Below are 18131 nucleotides of genomic sequence, written 5' to 3'. Positions count from 1 at the left end.
TTATTGTCATCAAAAACCTAGCCAACAGAACAAAATACAAAGATAAGATACAAAACCAAGTCGACCCGTCATGAAAGGGTGAAGGTTTAATTACCACTTCGTCGCTGTTCAAGGACAGGTCCGGCCCACCCGGAACACGATTGTAGTAGGGCTTCGATTATCGCTTTAACGTAAAGTGGCTCTTGAATTCTTTGTGGACATTGTCTTTGACATAGGTGATCTTAAACCAATAATCATTGGCGGGCATGTTTCGATCGTGGGCGGTACCGTCCCAACCCGATCTATCGTTAAACTGGTATAGCATCGTACCGTATTGGTCGAAAATCGTGATTTCGGCCTGTTCTATCTCAGGAAATCCCACAATGCGCCATACGTCGTTGATGCCGTCGCCGTTGGGGGTAAAGAATCTGGGGAAATCTACGATGGTAAATTTCTTGGAAAGTACGCTGCAATTCTCGCTGTCCGTAATATAGGCGGTATGCTCCTCGGCACCGAGGTTTTCAAAACGGTTCGAGGCAGCGAATTCGCTGTCGTCAACGGCATACAAATAGGTGCCCTCTCCCTCGGCCGTAATTTCCACGGTATTGTTGTTCGCGAACGTATCGGATACCGACCTGACCTCGAAGATGTCAGGCTGTCGCGAGGGCAGCACTTCGGTGGTGAGGAAAAACTGGCAACCGACTTCCAAGTTCTGCAACCGCACGTGATAGGTGCCCAAGCTGGAAACGCTAAGCGAGGGACCTGTGGCACCGGCTATCCTATTGTCTTCGGAAATCTCATTGGCATACCAAGTAAAGTTGTATTCCGAGGGGGACAGGCCCGTGTCCAACACGGGTGGTAATCCCAATAGTCCGTCGTTGTTGTCCAAACACAGTACGTGGGAGGTCGGAAGCGACGCTTCGAAATCCAGCGCTTGAAGGTTCAGGACAAAGGCGGTAATTTCGTAACAACTGTTTCCCGACGAAAGCCGGGCGTAAATGGTTTCACTTTGTCTTGTTTCGTAGGTATCCGGATTTTCAATGGGATGGGCATAGGCCCGGGCATCGGCATCCGATTTGAAATAAGTAACCGCATAGATGGCCGGATCTTGGGCCCCCATCATAATTGCTCCGTTGGCGGACAGATCAAAGATTTCCGAGCCATCGCCGTCGATATCGCATCCGGTCAGATCTGCCGGCCGTTCCCCTATTTCGGGAGGTGCGATAAAATCTACCTGCAGGCCCCCGGAGGAAACACAGGAAGCCGAAAAAATTAGATCCACCCGATAGGTTCCGCTTTCCGTAAGAGCGACCTTAGGGGTATCGGTCCAGGCCGCGATCTCGCTGCCGTCTTTATACCAGCGGTACCGCTGCACGCCCTCTATGGTAGCATCCAAGGGAATAGGTTCGTCGATACATGCGGGATTGCCGTTGTCGACCGTCCGGTCTTCTCCCAAATCGAATCCTACGGAAAAACTGCCAGCTTCCAAAAATACGGCGGAATCGACCTGCGGATCCTGATTGTCGGATATCACGAGCTTTATGGTATAAGTTTCCCCGGGCGTTACCCGTGACTCCGCTTTCAGGCTCTCGGTCTGCCCCTCAAAGGAGATGGCATCCATATCTCCGTTTATCTGTCCGAAAAAATCCAGGTTCCGGGCCGCACACTGCTCCGCAACCCCGGGACGGATGGTCGTAGCCCGGACCGGCTGGTCCGTACCGGGCACCAGGGCCAGATTGGTCGAAACACCCTGGGCATCGGTCAAAATAAAGGCAAAAACATCGGAATAGATACACTGGTAGTTTTCCTGGTATTCTTCCGAGGCAAACAAAAAATTAAAGCTGATATTGTTGGTCAGGGGTACAAAATCGAACTGGATAAAGGTCGCATTGAACAGGTTGCCTGTTTTGGTAATCGTCATCAAGTCTTCGTCGCCCGGCCATGATTCGGTCCCGGAATCATTGATGTCGGTATTGGGACCCCTGGCGTCTCGGGCGCGCCCGGTGGACAATACAATCCCTTCCTCAAATGGGAAATCCGTGTTGTTGGCATTAAAATAGCCGATGCCGTTGATATTTTGCTGCGTTCCCGTGAAGCTGGTGTAGTTCGAGGTTTCCGCACAGTTACTGTTGATCAGTACATCGCTTACCAATTGCGCTACGGTATAATTGGTGTCGTCGACAAGGATCTGGCCGAAAAGGGCGTGGCTGCCCACTGTGAATATTGTGGTAACTAGAATTCCGATTTTCATAGCGCGTTCACGACGCGGGAGGTTCCATTCCCGACTAATCGCATTTAAATATAGTGAACTCCCCGCGAACCGACCTATATCGGTATATCAAAAGCTCTGTTCGACGATAAAAGAACGTATTTCATCCTTATTATTCTTAATGCTTGCCCGTATTACTAGGCCTGAGACTGTGGGACTTAGGACGTAGGACCTTCGATTTTTACAGACAAATAGTTTTCTCCAATTTTCTTTAGTCCCAAGTCTTTAAGTCGTAGGTCGGATTGAGGTTTGAAACGGATTAGCATAGCGGTCTTAAAGCTTCGCTCCTAAGAAGATTCCTCTTAGGCGGCCCCTCCGATCGGGGCACTCGTTACGACGTTAGATAATATAATATGGGTTCGGGTCTCCCCGTATTGGATGAGCTTGTCGATAAACTCCTCAAGATGAAATTGGTCTTTGAGCACTACTTCCATCACGATGTTTTCGTTTCCGGTGATACGATAACAGTTCACCACCTCGCTCAAAGTCGTCACTAGGGCCAAAAATGGCTTTAGCTTGCCCATGAAGGCCCGTAGGGTTATGATCGCCTTGAGGTGATACCCCGTCTTGGCGTGCGACACTTTGGCCTTATAACCTTCGATGATGCCGAGATCTTCCATCTTTTTTACCCGCTCCGCTACGGCCGGCGGCGTCAGGCCTACTTTCCGGCCGATGCTCGCAAAACTTTCACGGGCATTTGCCTGCAGACATTCCAATATTTTCCAGTTTAAATCATCAATAGTTGAATCCAAGGTATATGGCGTTTTAAAAATTAATATCCACAGTAAAAATACAATTTTGCTTTTGAATCACAAGAGATATTATGAAATCCCTATGTATCTTTATATCCACAAATAAATGATATTATATATCCATGAACCTTGGTGGGGTTCGTTACGTTACTTTAAACATGACCTATAGTAATTCCGGTTCGTTGCACGTCTATAAAAAGGCACTGGAACTTTGCAGTATCAGCAGGGCCATCGCCTCTTACGTGGCGGTCAACCAAAACTTGTTGAAGCTTTACCAGTCGAACAGTCATAGGGACAGTATTGCCGATTCGCTGCTGACCGACGCCACCCTGATCCCTGAGCAAATCGCCCTTGCCGAGCGTACGGACTGCCGTGCCGAACGCATGAAGATCGCCACCTATATCCATATCATGACCCGAAACATCAATTCTTACTGCCGGGGCCTTGAAAAAGATGGTGTCAAGGAAGTCGAATATCTGGATCTGCTACGCCAGGAAATCAAAAGCTTCCGAAAATCCTTTAAAAAATGGCGTAAATCGCTTTCGGGGGAGTAAATTTGGAGGATAAAACCCATTCCTTGAAAACGACCATCCTCATTCATTGTCCCGATCAGACGGGCATTATCAGCGCCGTCACCGGATTCGTACACGACAATGGCGGCAACATCATCTATCTCGACCAGCACGTCGACCCGCAGGCCAATGTGTTCTTTATGCGCTTGGAAAGTAATTTTGACGTGGACGGATTTAAGGCTTCCGTATTCGAGGAGGAGTTCGAAGAGAAGCTAGCCCGTCGCTATACCATGCAATGGAGCATGCACCGGGAAGGCAAACTTCCTAAAATGGCGCTCTTCGTATCGAAATACAACCATTGCCTGTACGACCTGCTAAGCCGCTACAGTTCGGGAGAGCTGCAAGTCGAGATTCCCTTTGTTATCAGTAATCACGATGACCTGCGCCCGATTGCGGAGCAGTTCGATATTCCCTACTACCACATTTCCGTGACCAAAGGCACCAAAAGCGAGGCGGAGGACCAACAGCTGAGGCTGCTGAAATCGCATGAGGTGGACTTCATAGTGCTTGCGCGTTATATGCAGATTGTCAGTGCCAAGATTATCGACCAATACCCGAACAAAATCATCAACATCCACCACTCCTTTTTACCTGCCTTCGCCGGGGCCAGGCCCTATCACGCCGCGTTCAAAAGAGGGGTCAAGATCATTGGCGCGACCAGCCACTACGTCACCGAAGACCTCGATGAAGGTCCCATCATCGCCCAAGATGTCACCCCCGTTACCCACGCCCACCGTATCGCCGACCTGGTCACAAAAGGCCGCGACCTGGAAAAAATCGTATTGGCCCGGGCCGTGCAATTGCACGTACAGCGGAAGACCATGGTGTACGATAACAAGACGATCGTTTTTTATTGAAAGATTCAATTTTCAATCGTTCCGCTTGAGGTACGCCAAACTTTTCTTTCGCATAAACTCCCAAATCGCCAAGCGGTCATGGGTATCTACGAGGGACTGAAAAGCGGGGTCCACTTCACAGAAATACAGAAAATCATCGACTTTATCCGGGGGAATCTTTAACGCGGTCGTGTAGAGCGAATCGACATAGAATTGGCGGACCCGTTCGGTACGGGCGTATTTTTCATTGCGTGCGACCCGTTTTTTCAACATCTTCTTACGACCTGTAATCGTGTTGATCAAGGGATCCAAACTCATAAACGGGTTGGCGGTCGCGGCATATAGCTCCCTTTCCGCCTTGCTGATAGGTTTGACGTAGGCATTGGGGAGTCCCAATGTCGAAGCGGTCACAACAGGTCCGATATCCATCCGGGCCAGATCTCGCTTTACATCGCCGGAAAGGTTATATGGGGTTACCACCACCTCATCGAGTTCGGTGCGTGCTTCTTCGAGGGGGACCAGCAATAATTTACTCTCGAGCACGCTCAAAGTGACCGGCAGTTCCTTGCGTTTGTACTGTACGGCGGAAAACACCAAGGTATCGTTCAGTCGGACAGGAATGGTAAAATAGCCGTTGCTATCGGTAATCGTGGCCCTTTGAGAGGTGATATTGAGCACATGGGTGGCGGCCACGTCTCCATCGTCGCTATAGACCCGGCCATCGAGCTTGTCGGAAAATACCTCCTGCCCCTGCGCCGAAGCCATGAAGAACAGAAAACAGATTACAAAAGCGGCAAGAAGTGATACAGGGGATTTCAGTTCGGCAACCTTATCCCCAAAGCAATGGTCCGTACCCTCCATCATACCCTGAATTTCTCAACTTATAAACAGCGCCCCCGACAAACTACCGGACCCATAAATTCACAGCACGTAAACCACCCGCTCATAAACCTATAAACTCATTCCTCCATCTGTTCCCGGTAGGCCTTGCTCTCGTCCACCAAAAAGTCCAAAAGCTGGAATTCGTTATCCTTTAACAAGAGGGAATAATCGGGGTGGGTCTCATCCACGTAATAGAGAAAGTCGTCGATCTTATCCTGCGGCAATTTCAGGTCCACCACGAAGAATTCGTCCTCATACACCTGCCGTAGTACCTCGCTCATTTTAAGTCGGGGACGTCGTTCCGTATCATCCTTCTTGCCGGCTTTGGCCAAGGCCTTGAAAATATTGACGAAGTTGATCCCGTCTTTCATGCCCTTGACCATTTGTCCCTGGGCGATATTTTCTACCTCCGTCGAACGGTCGATCTCGTATTCCACCTCCCCAAAACGTTCATTCTGCACATCGAGGAATTTTTCCCGATTCTCGGGACTGACGACCACCTCGTCGAGCTCCGTCACCTTTTCGTTCACCTCGACCACCAAGCGTTCATTGGCCAGAATGGCGTCGGTAATCTCCACGACTTCCAACTGATAATTGACTGCGGAGAAGGCCAGCTGGTCTCCCACCTTGACCCGAATCGCAAACTCCCCGTTATCGTTCGAGATGACCGCATTTTCGGTATCGATATTGATTACGTTCTGATTGGGTACCGGTACGTTGCGGTAGAGCACGGCACCACGCAATATCTCGCGCCCATCGTCTTGTGCAAATACGGTGGCAACGGCAAAAAGAAGAAAGATAAGGGTAGGGATACGCTTCATCAGGTTGTTTTAAAAGAAAATCATTGAGCTTTTGGATGTCCGTGACAAGGTACCTTAACCCCGTGGAAATACAAAATTGTTAAAAATCGAGCAGATAAAGAAAATACAAGTTTAGGTTTAAAAAAAACGACGACGGATAAACTTTTGTTAATTTGCGGAGGGTCTCATGTAGGGGCGTGTCCGCGTCGACCCCTGCATACTGTCCATTCACCTTGGCAATAGTGCATTTCATCCTGTTAATTAGGTAATAGGGCGAATACTTTTATTTTTGTTGTACTTCTATTTATGTGCCGTATGAGAACACGAACTACATATTGCGGGCTTTTTATCGCCCTACTTATCGGAAATTTTGCCTTGGCCCAGGTAAAGATCGGCGATAACCCCGAGACCATCGATCCGGCTTCGGTGCTGGAGCTCGAAAGTTCGGAACGGGTGCTGGTCATCACGCGGGTGGACTCGGTACAGATGGCCAATATAGTTCCCAACCGCGGGGCCCTGGTCTATAATACCTCGGCGGACTGTATTTTTTACTACGATGGCTCGGCCTGGATCAACCTCTGCGGGGGCGGCGGTACAGGAACGGTGCCCGAGAACAGCATCGGCACCCAACAGATCATCAATGGAAGCATCAATGGGGTGGATATACAAAACGGATCCATCGGAAGGGGCAAGCTCCAGAACAACTCAGTGGACCGGACCAAGTTAGCCCAAAACTCCGTAGGTCCTTTCGCCATCGACAACGACAGCATCGATCTGGCGGATTTCAACAACAACCTTCTCGACCTGTCCGATTTCAACAACACCACCGGCTTTATCCGCAATTCGGATATCGGGGAACTGCGGTTGGCGGTGGAGGCGAATACCACGGCAAATACACAAGATGAAGATTCGAGTCCGACTAACGAAATCCAGACCTTGGGCCTGTCGGGTACCACCATCCAGATCGATCGGGGAAACACGATCGATCTGTCGCCTATTTTAAGTGATGGGGGCACCGATGACCAAACTCTGGACCTTACGGGAAGTGTTCTCGAAATTGAGGATGGTAATTCAGTGAATTTTGGCCCATTGCTTGAAAGTTCCGCGGGTGACCCTACCTCGATTGCATCAACCACTACAGTTACCGTGTCAGGCACCGGAAGCTCCGATGATCCCTACGAACTCACTGCGGTAGGTGGAGGCGGGGGTGGTAACGGAGATCCGACCACCATTGCCTCGACAACCACGGTAACTGTATCCGGTACCGGAACGTCGGACGACCCCTATCAACTTACGGCGGTAGGCGGTAGCGGCGAGGGAGATCCGACCTTGATAGCCTCGACAGCAAGCATTACCGTAACAGGAACAGGAAGTGCAACTGATCCTTATGAGCTAACTGCGGTGGGTGGTGATGGAGAAGATAACCAAACTGCTGCCGAAGTGCCATTCGCTCCTTATTTGACATTAAATAGTAACGATGTACAAGCAGCTGTTCAAGAGCTAAAGGATGAATTGGATAATCTGGGACCTACCGGAGGGGGAAGCAACCAAAATCTGAACCAGGTTTTGACACAAGGCAATAATGGGGGCACGGCATTGATTAAAAATATAGGAAATCCTGTGGAAGACCAGGATGCAGCTACCAAATCCTATGTGGATGGTGCAATCGCTTCCGGCGGAGCAGATCTCAATAACGGTAACATTTTGGTTGGAGATACCTCCAACGCTGCCCAACCGGTAACCATGAGTGGTGATGCGACAATTAACAATTTAGGAGAATTAACAATTGTAGAGGATGCAATAACTCTAGAAAAACTTAACCAAATGGGCGCGACCGATGGCCAGGTTCTCAAATGGAACGGCAGCGCGTGGGCCCCCGCGGCCGATGCCGGGGGGACGACCTACACGGGCGGCGCGGGGATCACACTGGACGGCTCCGTCTTCAACGCGGACGACCTGGCCGGGGAGGTGACGGGCCCCACATCGGCCACGGTCATCGCCGCGAACGCCGTGACCTCCGCCAAGATAGATAACGCGACCATCCTTGCAGAGGACCTTGCCGATATGGGTGCCGAGAACGAGCAGGTCCTCAAGTGGAACGGCAGCGCGTGGGCCCCCGCGGCCGATGCCGGGGGGACGACCTACACGGGCGGCGCGGGGATCACACTGGACGGCTCCGTCTTCAACGCGGACGACCTGGCCGGGGAGGTGACGGGCCCCACATCGGCCACGGTCATCGCCGCGAACGCCGTGACCTCCGCCAAGATAGATAACGCGACCATCCTTGCAGAGGACCTTGCCGATATGGGTGCCGAGAACGAGCAGGTCCTCAAGTGGAACGGAAGCGCGTGGGCCCCCGCGGCCGATGCCGGGGGGACGACCTACACGGGCGGCGCGGGGATCACACTGGACGGCTCCGTCTTCAACGCGGACGACCTGGCCGGGGAGGTGACGGGCCCCACATCGGCCACGGTCATCGCCGCGAACGCCGTGACCTCCGCCAAGATAGATAACGCGACCATCCTTGCAGAGGACCTTGCCGATATGGGTGCCGAGAACGAGCAGGTCCTCAAATGGAACGGCAGCGCGTGGGCCCCCGCGGCCGATGCCGGGGGGACGACCTACACGGGCGGCGCGGGGATCACACTGGACGGCTCCGTCTTCAACGCTGACGACCTGGCCGGGGAGGTGACGGGCCCCACATCGGCCACGGTCATCGCCGCGAACGCCGTGACCTCCGCCAAGATAGATAACGCGACCATCCTTGCAGAGGACCTTGCCGATATGGGTGCCGAGAACGAGCAGGTCCTCAAGTGGAACGGAAGCGCGTGGGCCCCCGCGGCCGATGCCGGGGGGACGACCTACACGGGCGGCGCGGGGATCACACTGGACGGCTCCGTCTTCAACGCGGACGACCTGGCCGGGGAGGTGACGGGCCCCACATCGGCCACGGTCATCGCCGCGAACGCCGTGACCTCCGCCAAGATAGATAACGCGACCATCCTTGCAGAGGACCTTGCCGATATGGGTGCCGAGAACGAGCAGGTCCTCAAGTGGAACGGAAGCGCGTGGGCCCCCGCGGCCGATGCCGGGGGGACGACCTACACGGGCGGCGCGGGGATCACACTGGACGGCTCCGTCTTCAACGCGGACGACCTGGCCGGGGAGGTGACGGGCCCCACATCGGCCACGGTCATCGCCGCGAACGCCGTGACCTCCGCCAAGATAGATAACGCGACCATCCTTGCAGAGGACCTTGCCGATATGGGTGCCGAGAACGAGCAGGTCCTCAAATGGAACGGCAGCGCGTGGGCCCCCGCGGCCGATGCCGGCGGAACAACAACCTTAACCTCGAGTGATGGATCGATTAACATCAGTAATACAGGTACCAATTATAATTTGTCAGTAACTGAAATATCAGGTGGACCGGACGGAATAATTGCTGAAAATTCAATAACTCAAGGGGATATCGATACTGATGCAGTAGGTTCAGGGGAATTAATTAACGACTCTGTAGGCGAATCGGAATTAAAAGACGATGCAGTGACAATCGATAAAATCGCAGATGCAAGCATTCTAGATATTCATATTGTCGGAGGAATAAGCGGAGCCAAAATCACCCCGAATTTTGGTGGACAAGACATAAACACAATTGGTGATATTAATGGCGGAAGTATATCAGCTGATGGTGATATTACCGCCACGGGCAGTCTAAGTGTCACGGGAAATGTTGAGGCTGGAAGTGTGAGTGTTGGCGGTAGTCCAACCCATCCCGACTACGTCTTCCAGAAGTACTTTTTAGGCAACTCCGAAATCAAGACGGACTACGCCTTCAAATCCCTAAAAGACATCGAAGCCTTCGTTAGAAAACACCACCACCTCCCTGGCGTCAAATCCGCCACGGAGGTCAAGGAAGACGGGTTTTGGAACCTGAGCGAATCGAACCTGCAAAATCTCGAAAAAATCGAGGAACTCTTCCTCCATACTATCGAACAGGAGAAGAAAATCGAACAGTTACAATCCGAAAAAGAAACATTGTCGGAGGAAGTCCAAATGCTACGTAGGGATTTGGACGAGATTAAAACTTTGTTAGAAAAAATGGAGTAACTGGAATGATGGCGCACCATACTGCAAGCAAGTAGGTCTCGACTGCTGCCTGTCTCGAGCGAAGTCGAGAGGCTCGACCGGACAATCGCTGTCTCCAGCGTAGTAGAGAGGCTCGACCAGACAGTTAATAGTAATCAATGAAAGAAAAAATTATCATCCTATTCCTTCTTTTCGGCGCGGGCCTCCGGGCCCAGACCGCCCTGCAGAATACCGGCAACCTACGGATTCATGAAAACGGGCAGATGGGCTTCCATACCGACTTGGTCAACGACGGGCTTTTTGATGAAAACATGGGACTGGTCGGATTCTACGGAAATTCGGAGATTACGGTTTCCGGAGCGCTTAATCCATCCTTTTTTGATGCGGAATTCGTGACCCAGAAAGGGGTTACTTTAAACAATACGGTGAACATCCTCAACAATGCCAACTTCGTGACGGGCGATGTTTCCTCCCCAAAATCCAATCCCAATATCAGCCTAAACTTCCCCAAGAATGGGTTTCATTCCGGGGCTAGTGATATCAGTAAGGTGAACGGCTATGCCAGCGTATCCGACAAGCAGAGTTTTACGTTTCCCGTGGGCGATGACACCTATTTTCGTCCCTTAATATTAAAATCCCAAAACGTCAATCCCGTTGCCCGCTGCGCCTATTTCTTCGAAAACCCGAATACCCCCAGCACCTTCGACACCTCGTTCAGCACCAGCGCCCGGCCCGTCGATGTCAGCAGTGTCAGCACCCTCGAATTCTGGGTGTTGGAGGGGTCGGAACCTTCTACTGTGGAGCTCAGCTGGAACGAACGCAGCGCTATCGGCAGCCTGACCGAAGACATTTCCGAAGTTGTATTGGTCGGTTGGAGCAAAGCAAGCAATACATGGGAACACCTCGGTGGCCCCGCTTCTGTGGGAGACCTTTTCCAAGGGGTCGCGGTTTCCGACAGTTTTGTTCCCAATGATTATGCGGCGATCACCTTTGCAGCATCCGCAGAACCACGGGATTACTTGGAGCTTGACGATTACCTTGTCACCCCGAACGGCGACAACGTCAACGATTTTTTGGAAATCCCCCAACTGGACCAGTCCCCCAACAACCACATGAAGATCTACGATCGCAACGGCTCCAAGGTATTCGACCAAGTCAACTACACCAATGAATTCAACGGGTTTTCAAATGTCGATAATTTCGTCATCGCCCGAGACGAAGGCCTCCCCTCCGGGGTCTATTTCTACATCGTCTCCATGGAAGATGTCGGACTTACCTTTCAAGGATTTCTATATTTAGCCAATGACTAGATCCTAATAGCCATCGGTTACAGGTCCGTTAAAATCTTCGTAATTTTGATTCAAATTTAATAGTTGTGAAAACTGTGAGCGTCAATTTGAATGGGCCAAACATACGAACAGCAACTCCCTACCCGTTAATACAATAGACAAACCTGACGATTAAAAATGCTTCTACCATGCAAAGACGATCCTTCCTGCAGAAAACCGGCCTTACCGGGCTGGCCTTGACCGCCCTGCCGCAGCTGGCTATTTCCCAAGCCTACGACTACTCCATCTTGGAATTGATGGGCAAGGCCGATATCGAACTGTTCGGCGACGGGTTTCAGTTGAAAAAAGCGGCCCACGATGCATTCGTCGCCATGAAAAAGGCGGCCTACAGCGACGGAATCGACCTAAAGCCGGTATCGAGCTACCGCAGTTTCGAACGGCAGCGCTCCATATTTGAACGTAAATTCCTTCGCTATACCGACGACCAGGGCATGGAGCCCCTGGCGGCTATAGACAAGATCGTCGAATACTCCACCGTCCCCGGTACGAGCCGGCACCATTGGGGTACCGATATCGATATCGTCGATGGCTACCGCAAGGTCGAAGGCGATGTGTTGGTCCCCTCTAAATTTGCCGAGGGCGAACCCTATGCGGATTTCAAAAAATGGATGGATGAAAACTCCAAGTCCTACGATTTCCATCTGGTCTATACCGACACCCCCGGACGCCGCGGTTTTAAATACGAACCCTGGCACTATACCTACGCCCCCATCTCCATCCCCATGCTGGAGGAATTCCGCAGAAAGAATATTATGCTGCTTCTAGAAAATGAGGAGTTTATCGGGAGCGACCACTTCACCGAAGGTTTTTTGAGAAACTACATCCAAGATAATATTCTGGACATCAACACCGACTTACTATAAATGTCGTGTGCAGCGTTCATCTTTCACTTTTCTCCATTCCAACCCTGCCTTGTGTAGGAAAATGCGTGCTGCACCTAGTGTAATATCAAACAACAAATACAGTCGAGAAAAATTCGTTCTTCAAAATTATTATTTCTCTTTGCCAGACCCGTTGGAATTCTAGGGCTTTTGTATCTTAACTGCCTTTAAACACAAGATGCCATGCGCAGGGGGAACTGGAAAATTCGGATATTGATCGGCCTGGCCATCGTGGCCTTCGCCTACGTACAACGCTGTAGCAACAAAGAGGAAAATCCCTATACCGGACGCTCCCAGACCATCACTATGGATGCCGACCAAGAAATCGCTATCGGCCTTCAAAGTACCCCGGAAATCGCCCAGCAGTACGGGGGCCTTTACCCCGATGAAGAACTACAGGGCTACATCGACAAGATCGGCAACAAACTGGTACAGAACAGTATCGCCAGGGAAACCCCCTATCAATACGACTTCCACCTACTCGCCGACGAGCAGACCGTCAATGCTTTCGCGCTACCGGGCGGTCCGGTCTTCATCACCTACGCCCTGTTCAAGGAGCTGAACGAGGCGCAATTGGCCGGGGTGCTGGGCCATGAAATCGGACATGTCATCGGCAGACACTCCGCCGAACGTATTGCGGACAGCGAGTTTTGGCAGACCGTTTCCACGGGAGCGTCGGTCGGGGCCGATATGGGCGGGGTCGTGGCCGGAATCGGTCAAAATACCCTTTTAAAAAACGGACGCGGTGACGAACTTGAAAGCGACGACCTCGGGGTGCTCTTTATGATGCAATCCGGCTACGACCCCGAAGAAATGATCAAGGTCATGGAAATTCTGGACGCCGCCTCCGGCGGTGGGGACCGGGTACCGGAATTTCAGAGTACCCACCCCGACCCCGGCAACCGCATCGAGCGGATTCGGGAGTCCATAGAGAAATACCGAATCGGGGAAGGGGTGCTAAAAGTGGAACGTTAAAGCGTAATTATATTCGTCGACCGGCCCCGTCGAAGCGCAATGCTTTTTGTACATTTGCACCGACCCCGATCAAATCTTATGTAGCTTCTCCTTATCCTATAGCTATGTCCAAAAAGACAACTATATGGAAACGCTTACCCATTTTCGACATCTTTACAACGCCGCATTCGAGGATTGCAAACCCCAATTTATCGTGGTACTCCTAAAAGTGTACTCGGTATTCTGCGCCCTGATGCTTCTTATGGCGGTCTATGCGTTTATGCATCGCGCCTTGAACGGATTTGAATTCTAAAAAACCCGATCGGCAGCCTGTAGCTACACAATCGGGTTCCTTTTCCACTGAATAAATAGTCGTGCCTCAGATTTCAGCTGCCCAGTGCGGTATCTAAAATGACAAGGGCATCGACGGCGTTGGAAAGTTCGGCATATTTCTTAACCGAAAAACCGTTGTTACTCCTGATGTTGAGATCGGCACCTTTCTCGATCAGCAGTTCGAGAATATCTACCTTGTTGTACCGTGCGGCGAACATGGCAGGGGTCATGCCCAATGACTTGCGGTTGACGTCCTCGCCAAGCTCGATCATGCGCTTAACGGTTACATAGTCTCCTTCTACAATGGCCATACAGAACGAACTGATATCGACATTTGCGATTTCGGTACCGATCGGTTGGTGACCCTCTTTTGAAATTTCCTTGGCACTAAGGCCGGTCACGGCGACCATACAGGCCGCAGCAACGGTTAACATCGTTTTTCTCATGATGAATGATTTAGATTGATGAATACTTGATTTTAATTAGGAATCCTTACGAAATCCTATATAAAATAGACGAAAGCATCCCAAAAATGTTTCACCGTTGTGCGGCTTATAACATTATTTTAACATTTCAAAGGGCAGCAGCCCCCAAAAACTGCCTGAAATACTGGTTATACTAATAGAATCGCTTTATTTTTGGCAATCGATAAACACATGAAAATGAACAAAAAAGTAATACTCATGATTTTGGACGGTTGGGGCAAATCCCCCGATCCCAAAATTTCCGCTATAGCCAACGCCGACACGCCATTTGTCGATTCGCTCTACAAAAAATATCCCAACGCCAATCTGTTGACCGACGGCATGAACGTGGGGCTTCCGGAAGGCCAAATGGGCAATAGTGAAGTTGGCCACATGAACCTCGGTGCGGGACGGATCGTCTATCAGGATCTGGCAAAGATCAATTTGGCCGTCGAGGAAAATACGCTCAAGGATGAAAAGGTCTTAAGGGATGCCTTTGAATACGCCAAAAAAAACAACAAAAACGTACATTTTTTGGGCCTGTTAAGTGACGGCGGCGTTCACAGCCACATCTCGCACGTCAAGGGCCTGATCAAAGCGGGGAACGATTACGGGGTTCAAAATATGTTCGTACATGCCTTTACCGACGGCCGTGACGTAGATCCAAAAAGTGGGAAGGGCTTCTTGGTGGACCTGAACGTCTTCGCTTCGGACAAAAATACCAAACTCGCTACGGTAACCGGACGCTATTACGCAATGGATCGTGATCAACGCTGGGAACGTGTAAAAATGGCCTATGATGCCCTGGTCAATGGCGAAGGTGAAAAAACCTCCAACATTGCGGATGCCGTACAGAAAAGTTACGACGCGGACGTAACCGACGAATTTATCAGACCGATCGTGATGACGGACGCCGAGGGGAAGCCCGTCGCCCAGATCAAGGACGACGATGTTGTGATTTTCTTTAATTTCCGTACGGACCGCGGAAGACAACTGACCCAAGTGCTGACCCAAATGAACATGCACGAAAAGAACATGCATAAACTCGACCTATACTATGTCACCATGACGAACTACGACGAGGCCTTTGAAGGCATTCACGTAGTGTATGACAAAGAAAACATCAAGGAAACCTTGGGTGAGGTGCTCGAAAAAGCCGGAAAAAAACAGATCCGTATTGCCGAGACCGAAAAGTATCCGCATGTTACTTTCTTCTTTAACGGTGGAAGGGAAGTGCCCTTTGAGGGCGAGGAGCGCTTGCTCTGCCCCTCACCGAAAGTGGCGACCTATGACCTGCAACCTGAGATGAGCGCCTATGAAATTAGGGATGCGATTATCCCAGAACTTCAAAAGGGCGAGGTGGATTTCGTATGCCTCAATTTTGCAAACCCCGATATGGTCGGGCACACCGGCGTTATGGAGGCGGCCATCAAAGCCTGTGAAACGGTCGATGCCTGTGCCAAGGCCGTTATCACGGCGGGCAAGGAAAACGGATATTCGACCATAGTGATCGCCGACCACGGCAATTGTGATACCATGGTCAATCCCGATGGGAGTCCGAATACGGCCCACACCACCAATCCCGTACCCCTGATCTTGGTCGATGACGATATCAAGGAAATCAAGGATGGGGTGTTAGGCGATATCGCACCGACCATCCTCAAGATGATGGGTATCGAAAAACCCGAGCTCATGGACCGGGAGGCATTGGTTTAATCCATCGTAGGCCCTAACTATTTTACACCTGAAAACGTATCTGCATGCATAAATTAATGGCTTTTCTCTTCCTGTTCAGTACCTGTTCCGACAGCACCCAAGAACAGGAAGAAATGCTGCTTGGGGAGATTGATCTGTCCGATCTACATGAAGCGCCGTACGCCCGATGGTTCGCAAATGAAAACGAACCATATACCTTAAAAGATAAAAAGGTGGAAGAGCTCGAAGCCCTGCTTTCCGGTGTGAGCATCAAACTGTTCATGGGAACGTGGTGCGCCGACAGCCAACGGGAGGTCCCCCGATTCCATCAAATTATGGAAGCAACGGACTATCCCGTCGAGAGCATCGAGTTAGTGGCCCTGGACCGGGAAAAAACGGCCCCGACCACGCCTGAAAGAGACTTCGACATTCTCCGGGTTCCCACATTTATTTTTTATAGGGACGGGCAAGAGCTCGGTCGTATCGTCGAATACCCGATCCAATCCCTAGAGGATGATATGGTCCGGATACTTTCGGGGGAGCCCTACGAACACGCCTATCATAATTGAGACAACGAACTCGTCTTAAATTGATTTTTTACCTGCGGGATGTAAACTCAAGACGAGCCCAATTCCTATCTTTGTAGCCTATGATCAAAATAAAAACACCTGAAGAAATAGAAGTGATGCGCGAGAGTGCCCTGGTCGTCTCCAAGACCTTGGGCATGCTGGCATCGGAAATCAAACCCGGAGTAAACGCGCTATATTTGGATAAGCTTGCGGAAGAGTTCATTCGCGAACAGGGTGCGGAACCGGGATTCTTGGGCATGTACGATTTCCCGAACACCCTGAACATGAGTCCCAATGCCCAAGTGGTACACGGTATTCCCAACAAGGAACCGCTCAAGGAAGGCGATATTCTCTCGGTGGACTGCGGTGCCCTAAAAAACGGATATTACGGCGATCACGCCTATACTTTTGCTATCGGGGCAATCGACCCCGAAACCGAAAAACTGCTGCGGGTCACCAAAGAATCACTCTATATCGGTATCCGTGAATTCAAAGTGGGCAAACGCGTCGGCGATGTGGCCTACGCCATTCAAAACTATTGTGAAAGCCACGGGTACGGCGTGGTGCGCGAACTAGTGGGCCACGGCCTGGGGAAAGAGCTACACGAATCGCCCGAAATGCCGAATTATGGCCGCCGTGGCCGGGGCAAAAAGTTCAAGGAAGGCATGGTCGTGGCCATAGAACCCATGATCAACCGCGGTACCCGACGCATCAAGCAGCTGAAGGACGGATGGACCATCCTTACCGCCGACGGGCAGCCCAGTGCCCACTTCGAGCACAATGTAGCCATCGTCGATGGCAAACCGGAACTGCTTTCCACGTTCCAGTACATTTATGAGGCCTTGGGTATCAACAGTGACGAGGAGGATGAATTCCGACAATCGAAGTTGGTTATTTGAACGTATCCCATGAAACGGATCTTCAAATTCTTCCTGAATGTCTTTCCCAGACCCATACTGATACAACTTAGCTATCTGGCCCGTCCCCTACTGGCCCTTTGGATGCGCGGGAATCGCTACGAAGATCCTATCGACGGCAAGCGCTTCAAGGCTTTTTTTCCCTATGGCTACGAGCATCCCCGTGAAAACGTGCTCTCCCCCTCTACCCTATCGCTCGAACGGCATCGGTTGCTGTGGCTGTATCTCGACCGGGAGACCGATTTCTTTGACGCCCCCCTAAAGGTACTGCATTTCGCCCCCGAGCAGGCCTTTTATAAACGTTTCCGCAAGCTCGAGAACTTAGATTATACCACTACCGATCTCCATTCTCCTCTAGCGGATATCAAGGCCGATATCTGCGACCTGCCATTCGAGGACAATAGCTTTGACGTTCTCTTGTGCAACCATGTTCTCGAACATATTCCCGATGACACCCAGGCCATGTCCGAAATGTACCGGGTGCTCAAAAAAGGGGGATGGGGTATCTTTCAGGTTCCCCAAGACCTAAAACGGGATAACACCTTTGAAGACGATTCCATTACCGACAAAAAAGAACGCGCCGGGATTTTCGGACAGTACGATCACGTACGCATTTACGGAAGGGACTATTTTGACAAGCTCAGAAGCATCGGTTTCACCGTGGAAGAAGTGGACTATACCACGTCATTGTCGGCCTCGGAAGTGGACCGGTACCGTCTTGCCCTAGGGGAAATCATTCCTCTCGTACGAAAGTAAACAACCGCGTGGCAAGCCCACCTTTCGCAAGTAAACG

16 protein-coding genes are annotated in these 18131 nt (G+C 51.1%); 11 read left to right on the top strand and 5 right to left on the bottom strand.

The annotated features are described in order from the left end of the window. Nucleotides 1-157: 157 nt before the first annotated feature. Nucleotides 158-2230 carry a choice-of-anchor L domain-containing protein gene (locus RQM65_RS13670; RefSeq protein ID WP_314015846.1) on the bottom strand — a complete coding sequence of 691 codons (2073 nt, stop codon included), beginning with the start codon at nt 2228-2230 and terminating at the stop codon, nt 158-160. Between the two features lie 320 nt (nt 2231-2550). Beyond that, entirely contained in the window at nt 2551-3000 is a 450-nt protein-coding gene (locus tag RQM65_RS13665; RefSeq protein ID WP_314015844.1) for an Lrp/AsnC family transcriptional regulator, read from the bottom strand. A gap of 158 nt (nt 3001-3158) precedes the next feature. Between RQM65_RS13665 and RQM65_RS13660 the strand changes: the two genes are divergently transcribed. Further along, nucleotides 3159-3554: a hypothetical protein gene (locus RQM65_RS13660; RefSeq protein WP_314015842.1), complete on the top strand. Its 396-nt coding sequence runs from the start codon at nt 3159-3161 to the stop codon at nt 3552-3554. Nucleotides 3555-3577: 23 nt separating this feature from the next. Next, nucleotides 3578-4429: a formyltetrahydrofolate deformylase gene (purU, locus tag RQM65_RS13655; protein WP_314015840.1), complete on the top strand. Its 852-nt coding sequence runs from the start codon at nt 3578-3580 to the stop codon at nt 4427-4429. A gap of 12 nt (nt 4430-4441) precedes the next feature. On the opposite strand, the gene RQM65_RS13650 is transcribed toward purU, so the two are convergent. Next, nucleotides 4442-5272, bottom strand: coding sequence for a carboxypeptidase-like regulatory domain-containing protein (locus RQM65_RS13650; protein ID WP_314015838.1), 831 nt, complete (start codon nt 5270-5272; stop codon nt 4442-4444). 95 nt (nt 5273-5367) lie between these two features. Next, nucleotides 5368-6111, bottom strand: coding sequence for a carboxypeptidase-like regulatory domain-containing protein (locus RQM65_RS13645; protein ID WP_314015837.1), 744 nt, complete (start codon nt 6109-6111; stop codon nt 5368-5370). 294 nt (nt 6112-6405) lie between these two features. Between RQM65_RS13645 and RQM65_RS13640 the strand changes: the two genes are divergently transcribed. From RQM65_RS13640 to RQM65_RS13620, 5 genes are all read left to right on the top strand, one after another. After that, nucleotides 6406-10197, top strand: a complete 3792-nt coding sequence (locus RQM65_RS13640) for a bZIP transcription factor (RefSeq protein WP_314015836.1) — start codon at nt 6406-6408, stop codon at nt 10195-10197. A gap of 137 nt (nt 10198-10334) precedes the next feature. After that, nucleotides 10335-11486 (top strand): T9SS type B sorting domain-containing protein, encoded by a 1152-nt coding sequence (locus RQM65_RS13635; protein WP_314015835.1) that lies wholly within the window; start codon nt 10335-10337, stop codon nt 11484-11486. A 167-nt stretch (nt 11487-11653) separates the two neighbouring features. Further along, on the top strand, nt 11654-12388 hold the full coding sequence (locus RQM65_RS13630) for a M15 family metallopeptidase (RefSeq protein ID WP_314015833.1): 735 nt from the start codon (nt 11654-11656) through the stop codon (nt 12386-12388). Between the two features lie 201 nt (nt 12389-12589). Continuing rightward, on the top strand, nt 12590-13381 hold the full coding sequence (locus RQM65_RS13625; protein WP_314015831.1) for a M48 family metalloprotease: 792 nt from the start codon (nt 12590-12592) through the stop codon (nt 13379-13381). 124 nt (nt 13382-13505) lie between these two features. Then, nucleotides 13506-13673 (top strand): DUF6747 family protein, encoded by a 168-nt coding sequence (locus tag RQM65_RS13620; protein WP_314015829.1) that lies wholly within the window; start codon nt 13506-13508, stop codon nt 13671-13673. A gap of 73 nt (nt 13674-13746) precedes the next feature. Here RQM65_RS13620 and RQM65_RS13615 read toward each other — a convergent pair whose 3' ends face one another. Beyond that, a complete protein-coding gene (locus tag RQM65_RS13615) occupies nt 13747-14139 on the bottom strand; it encodes an ankyrin repeat domain-containing protein (protein ID WP_314015828.1) in 393 nt (130 codons plus the stop codon). Nucleotides 14140-14355: 216 nt separating this feature from the next. Here RQM65_RS13615 and gpmI point away from each other — a divergent pair, with 216 nt between their 5' ends. The 4 genes from gpmI to RQM65_RS13595 all read left to right on the top strand — a co-directional run bounded on the left by gpmI (nt 14356) and on the right by RQM65_RS13595 (nt 18094). Further along, the gene (gene gpmI / locus RQM65_RS13610) at nt 14356-15873 is read left to right on the top strand and encodes a 2,3-bisphosphoglycerate-independent phosphoglycerate mutase (protein ID WP_314015826.1); all 1518 of its coding nucleotides are present in this window, start codon (nt 14356-14358) and stop codon (nt 15871-15873) included. Between the two features lie 44 nt (nt 15874-15917). After that, on the top strand, nt 15918-16421 hold the full coding sequence (locus RQM65_RS13605; protein ID WP_314015824.1) for a thioredoxin family protein: 504 nt from the start codon (nt 15918-15920) through the stop codon (nt 16419-16421). Between the two features lie 80 nt (nt 16422-16501). Beyond that, on the top strand, nt 16502-17320 hold the full coding sequence (gene map, locus RQM65_RS13600) for a type I methionyl aminopeptidase (protein ID WP_314015822.1): 819 nt from the start codon (nt 16502-16504) through the stop codon (nt 17318-17320). 9 nt (nt 17321-17329) lie between these two features. Further along, nucleotides 17330-18094, top strand: coding sequence for a class I SAM-dependent methyltransferase (locus RQM65_RS13595; RefSeq protein ID WP_314015820.1), 765 nt, complete (start codon nt 17330-17332; stop codon nt 18092-18094). Nucleotides 18095-18131 lie beyond the last annotated feature (37 nt).

The sequence above is a fragment of the Pricia mediterranea genome (assembly GCF_032248455.1).
In the GTDB taxonomy this organism is placed as follows: domain Bacteria; phylum Bacteroidota; class Bacteroidia; order Flavobacteriales; family Flavobacteriaceae; genus Pricia; species Pricia mediterranea.
This window is presented reverse-complemented; position numbering and strand designations above follow the sequence as displayed.

Coding starts and splice junctions, on each gene's coding strand:
- RQM65_RS13670 (WP_314015846.1), bottom strand. CDS start 2,230: ATGAAAATCGGAATTCTAGTTACCACAATATTCACAGTGGGCAGCCAC.
- RQM65_RS13660 (WP_314015842.1), top strand. CDS start 3,159: ATGACCTATAGTAATTCCGGTTCGTTGCACGTCTATAAAAAGGCACTG.
- RQM65_RS13650 (WP_314015838.1), bottom strand. CDS start 5,272: ATGATGGAGGGTACGGACCATTGCTTTGGGGATAAGGTTGCCGAACTG.
- RQM65_RS13645 (WP_314015837.1), bottom strand. CDS start 6,111: ATGAAGCGTATCCCTACCCTTATCTTTCTTCTTTTTGCCGTTGCCACC.
- RQM65_RS13640 (WP_314015836.1), top strand. CDS start 6,406: ATGAGAACACGAACTACATATTGCGGGCTTTTTATCGCCCTACTTATC.
- RQM65_RS13635 (WP_314015835.1), top strand. CDS start 10,335: ATGAAAGAAAAAATTATCATCCTATTCCTTCTTTTCGGCGCGGGCCTC.
- RQM65_RS13630 (WP_314015833.1), top strand. CDS start 11,654: ATGCAAAGACGATCCTTCCTGCAGAAAACCGGCCTTACCGGGCTGGCC.
- RQM65_RS13625 (WP_314015831.1), top strand. CDS start 12,590: ATGCGCAGGGGGAACTGGAAAATTCGGATATTGATCGGCCTGGCCATC.
- RQM65_RS13620 (WP_314015829.1), top strand. CDS start 13,506: ATGGAAACGCTTACCCATTTTCGACATCTTTACAACGCCGCATTCGAG.
- RQM65_RS13615 (WP_314015828.1), bottom strand. CDS start 14,139: ATGAGAAAAACGATGTTAACCGTTGCTGCGGCCTGTATGGTCGCCGTG.
- gpmI (WP_314015826.1), top strand. CDS start 14,356: ATGAACAAAAAAGTAATACTCATGATTTTGGACGGTTGGGGCAAATCC.
- RQM65_RS13605 (WP_314015824.1), top strand. CDS start 15,918: ATGCATAAATTAATGGCTTTTCTCTTCCTGTTCAGTACCTGTTCCGAC.
- map (WP_314015822.1), top strand. CDS start 16,502: ATGATCAAAATAAAAACACCTGAAGAAATAGAAGTGATGCGCGAGAGT.
- RQM65_RS13595 (WP_314015820.1), top strand. CDS start 17,330: ATGAAACGGATCTTCAAATTCTTCCTGAATGTCTTTCCCAGACCCATA.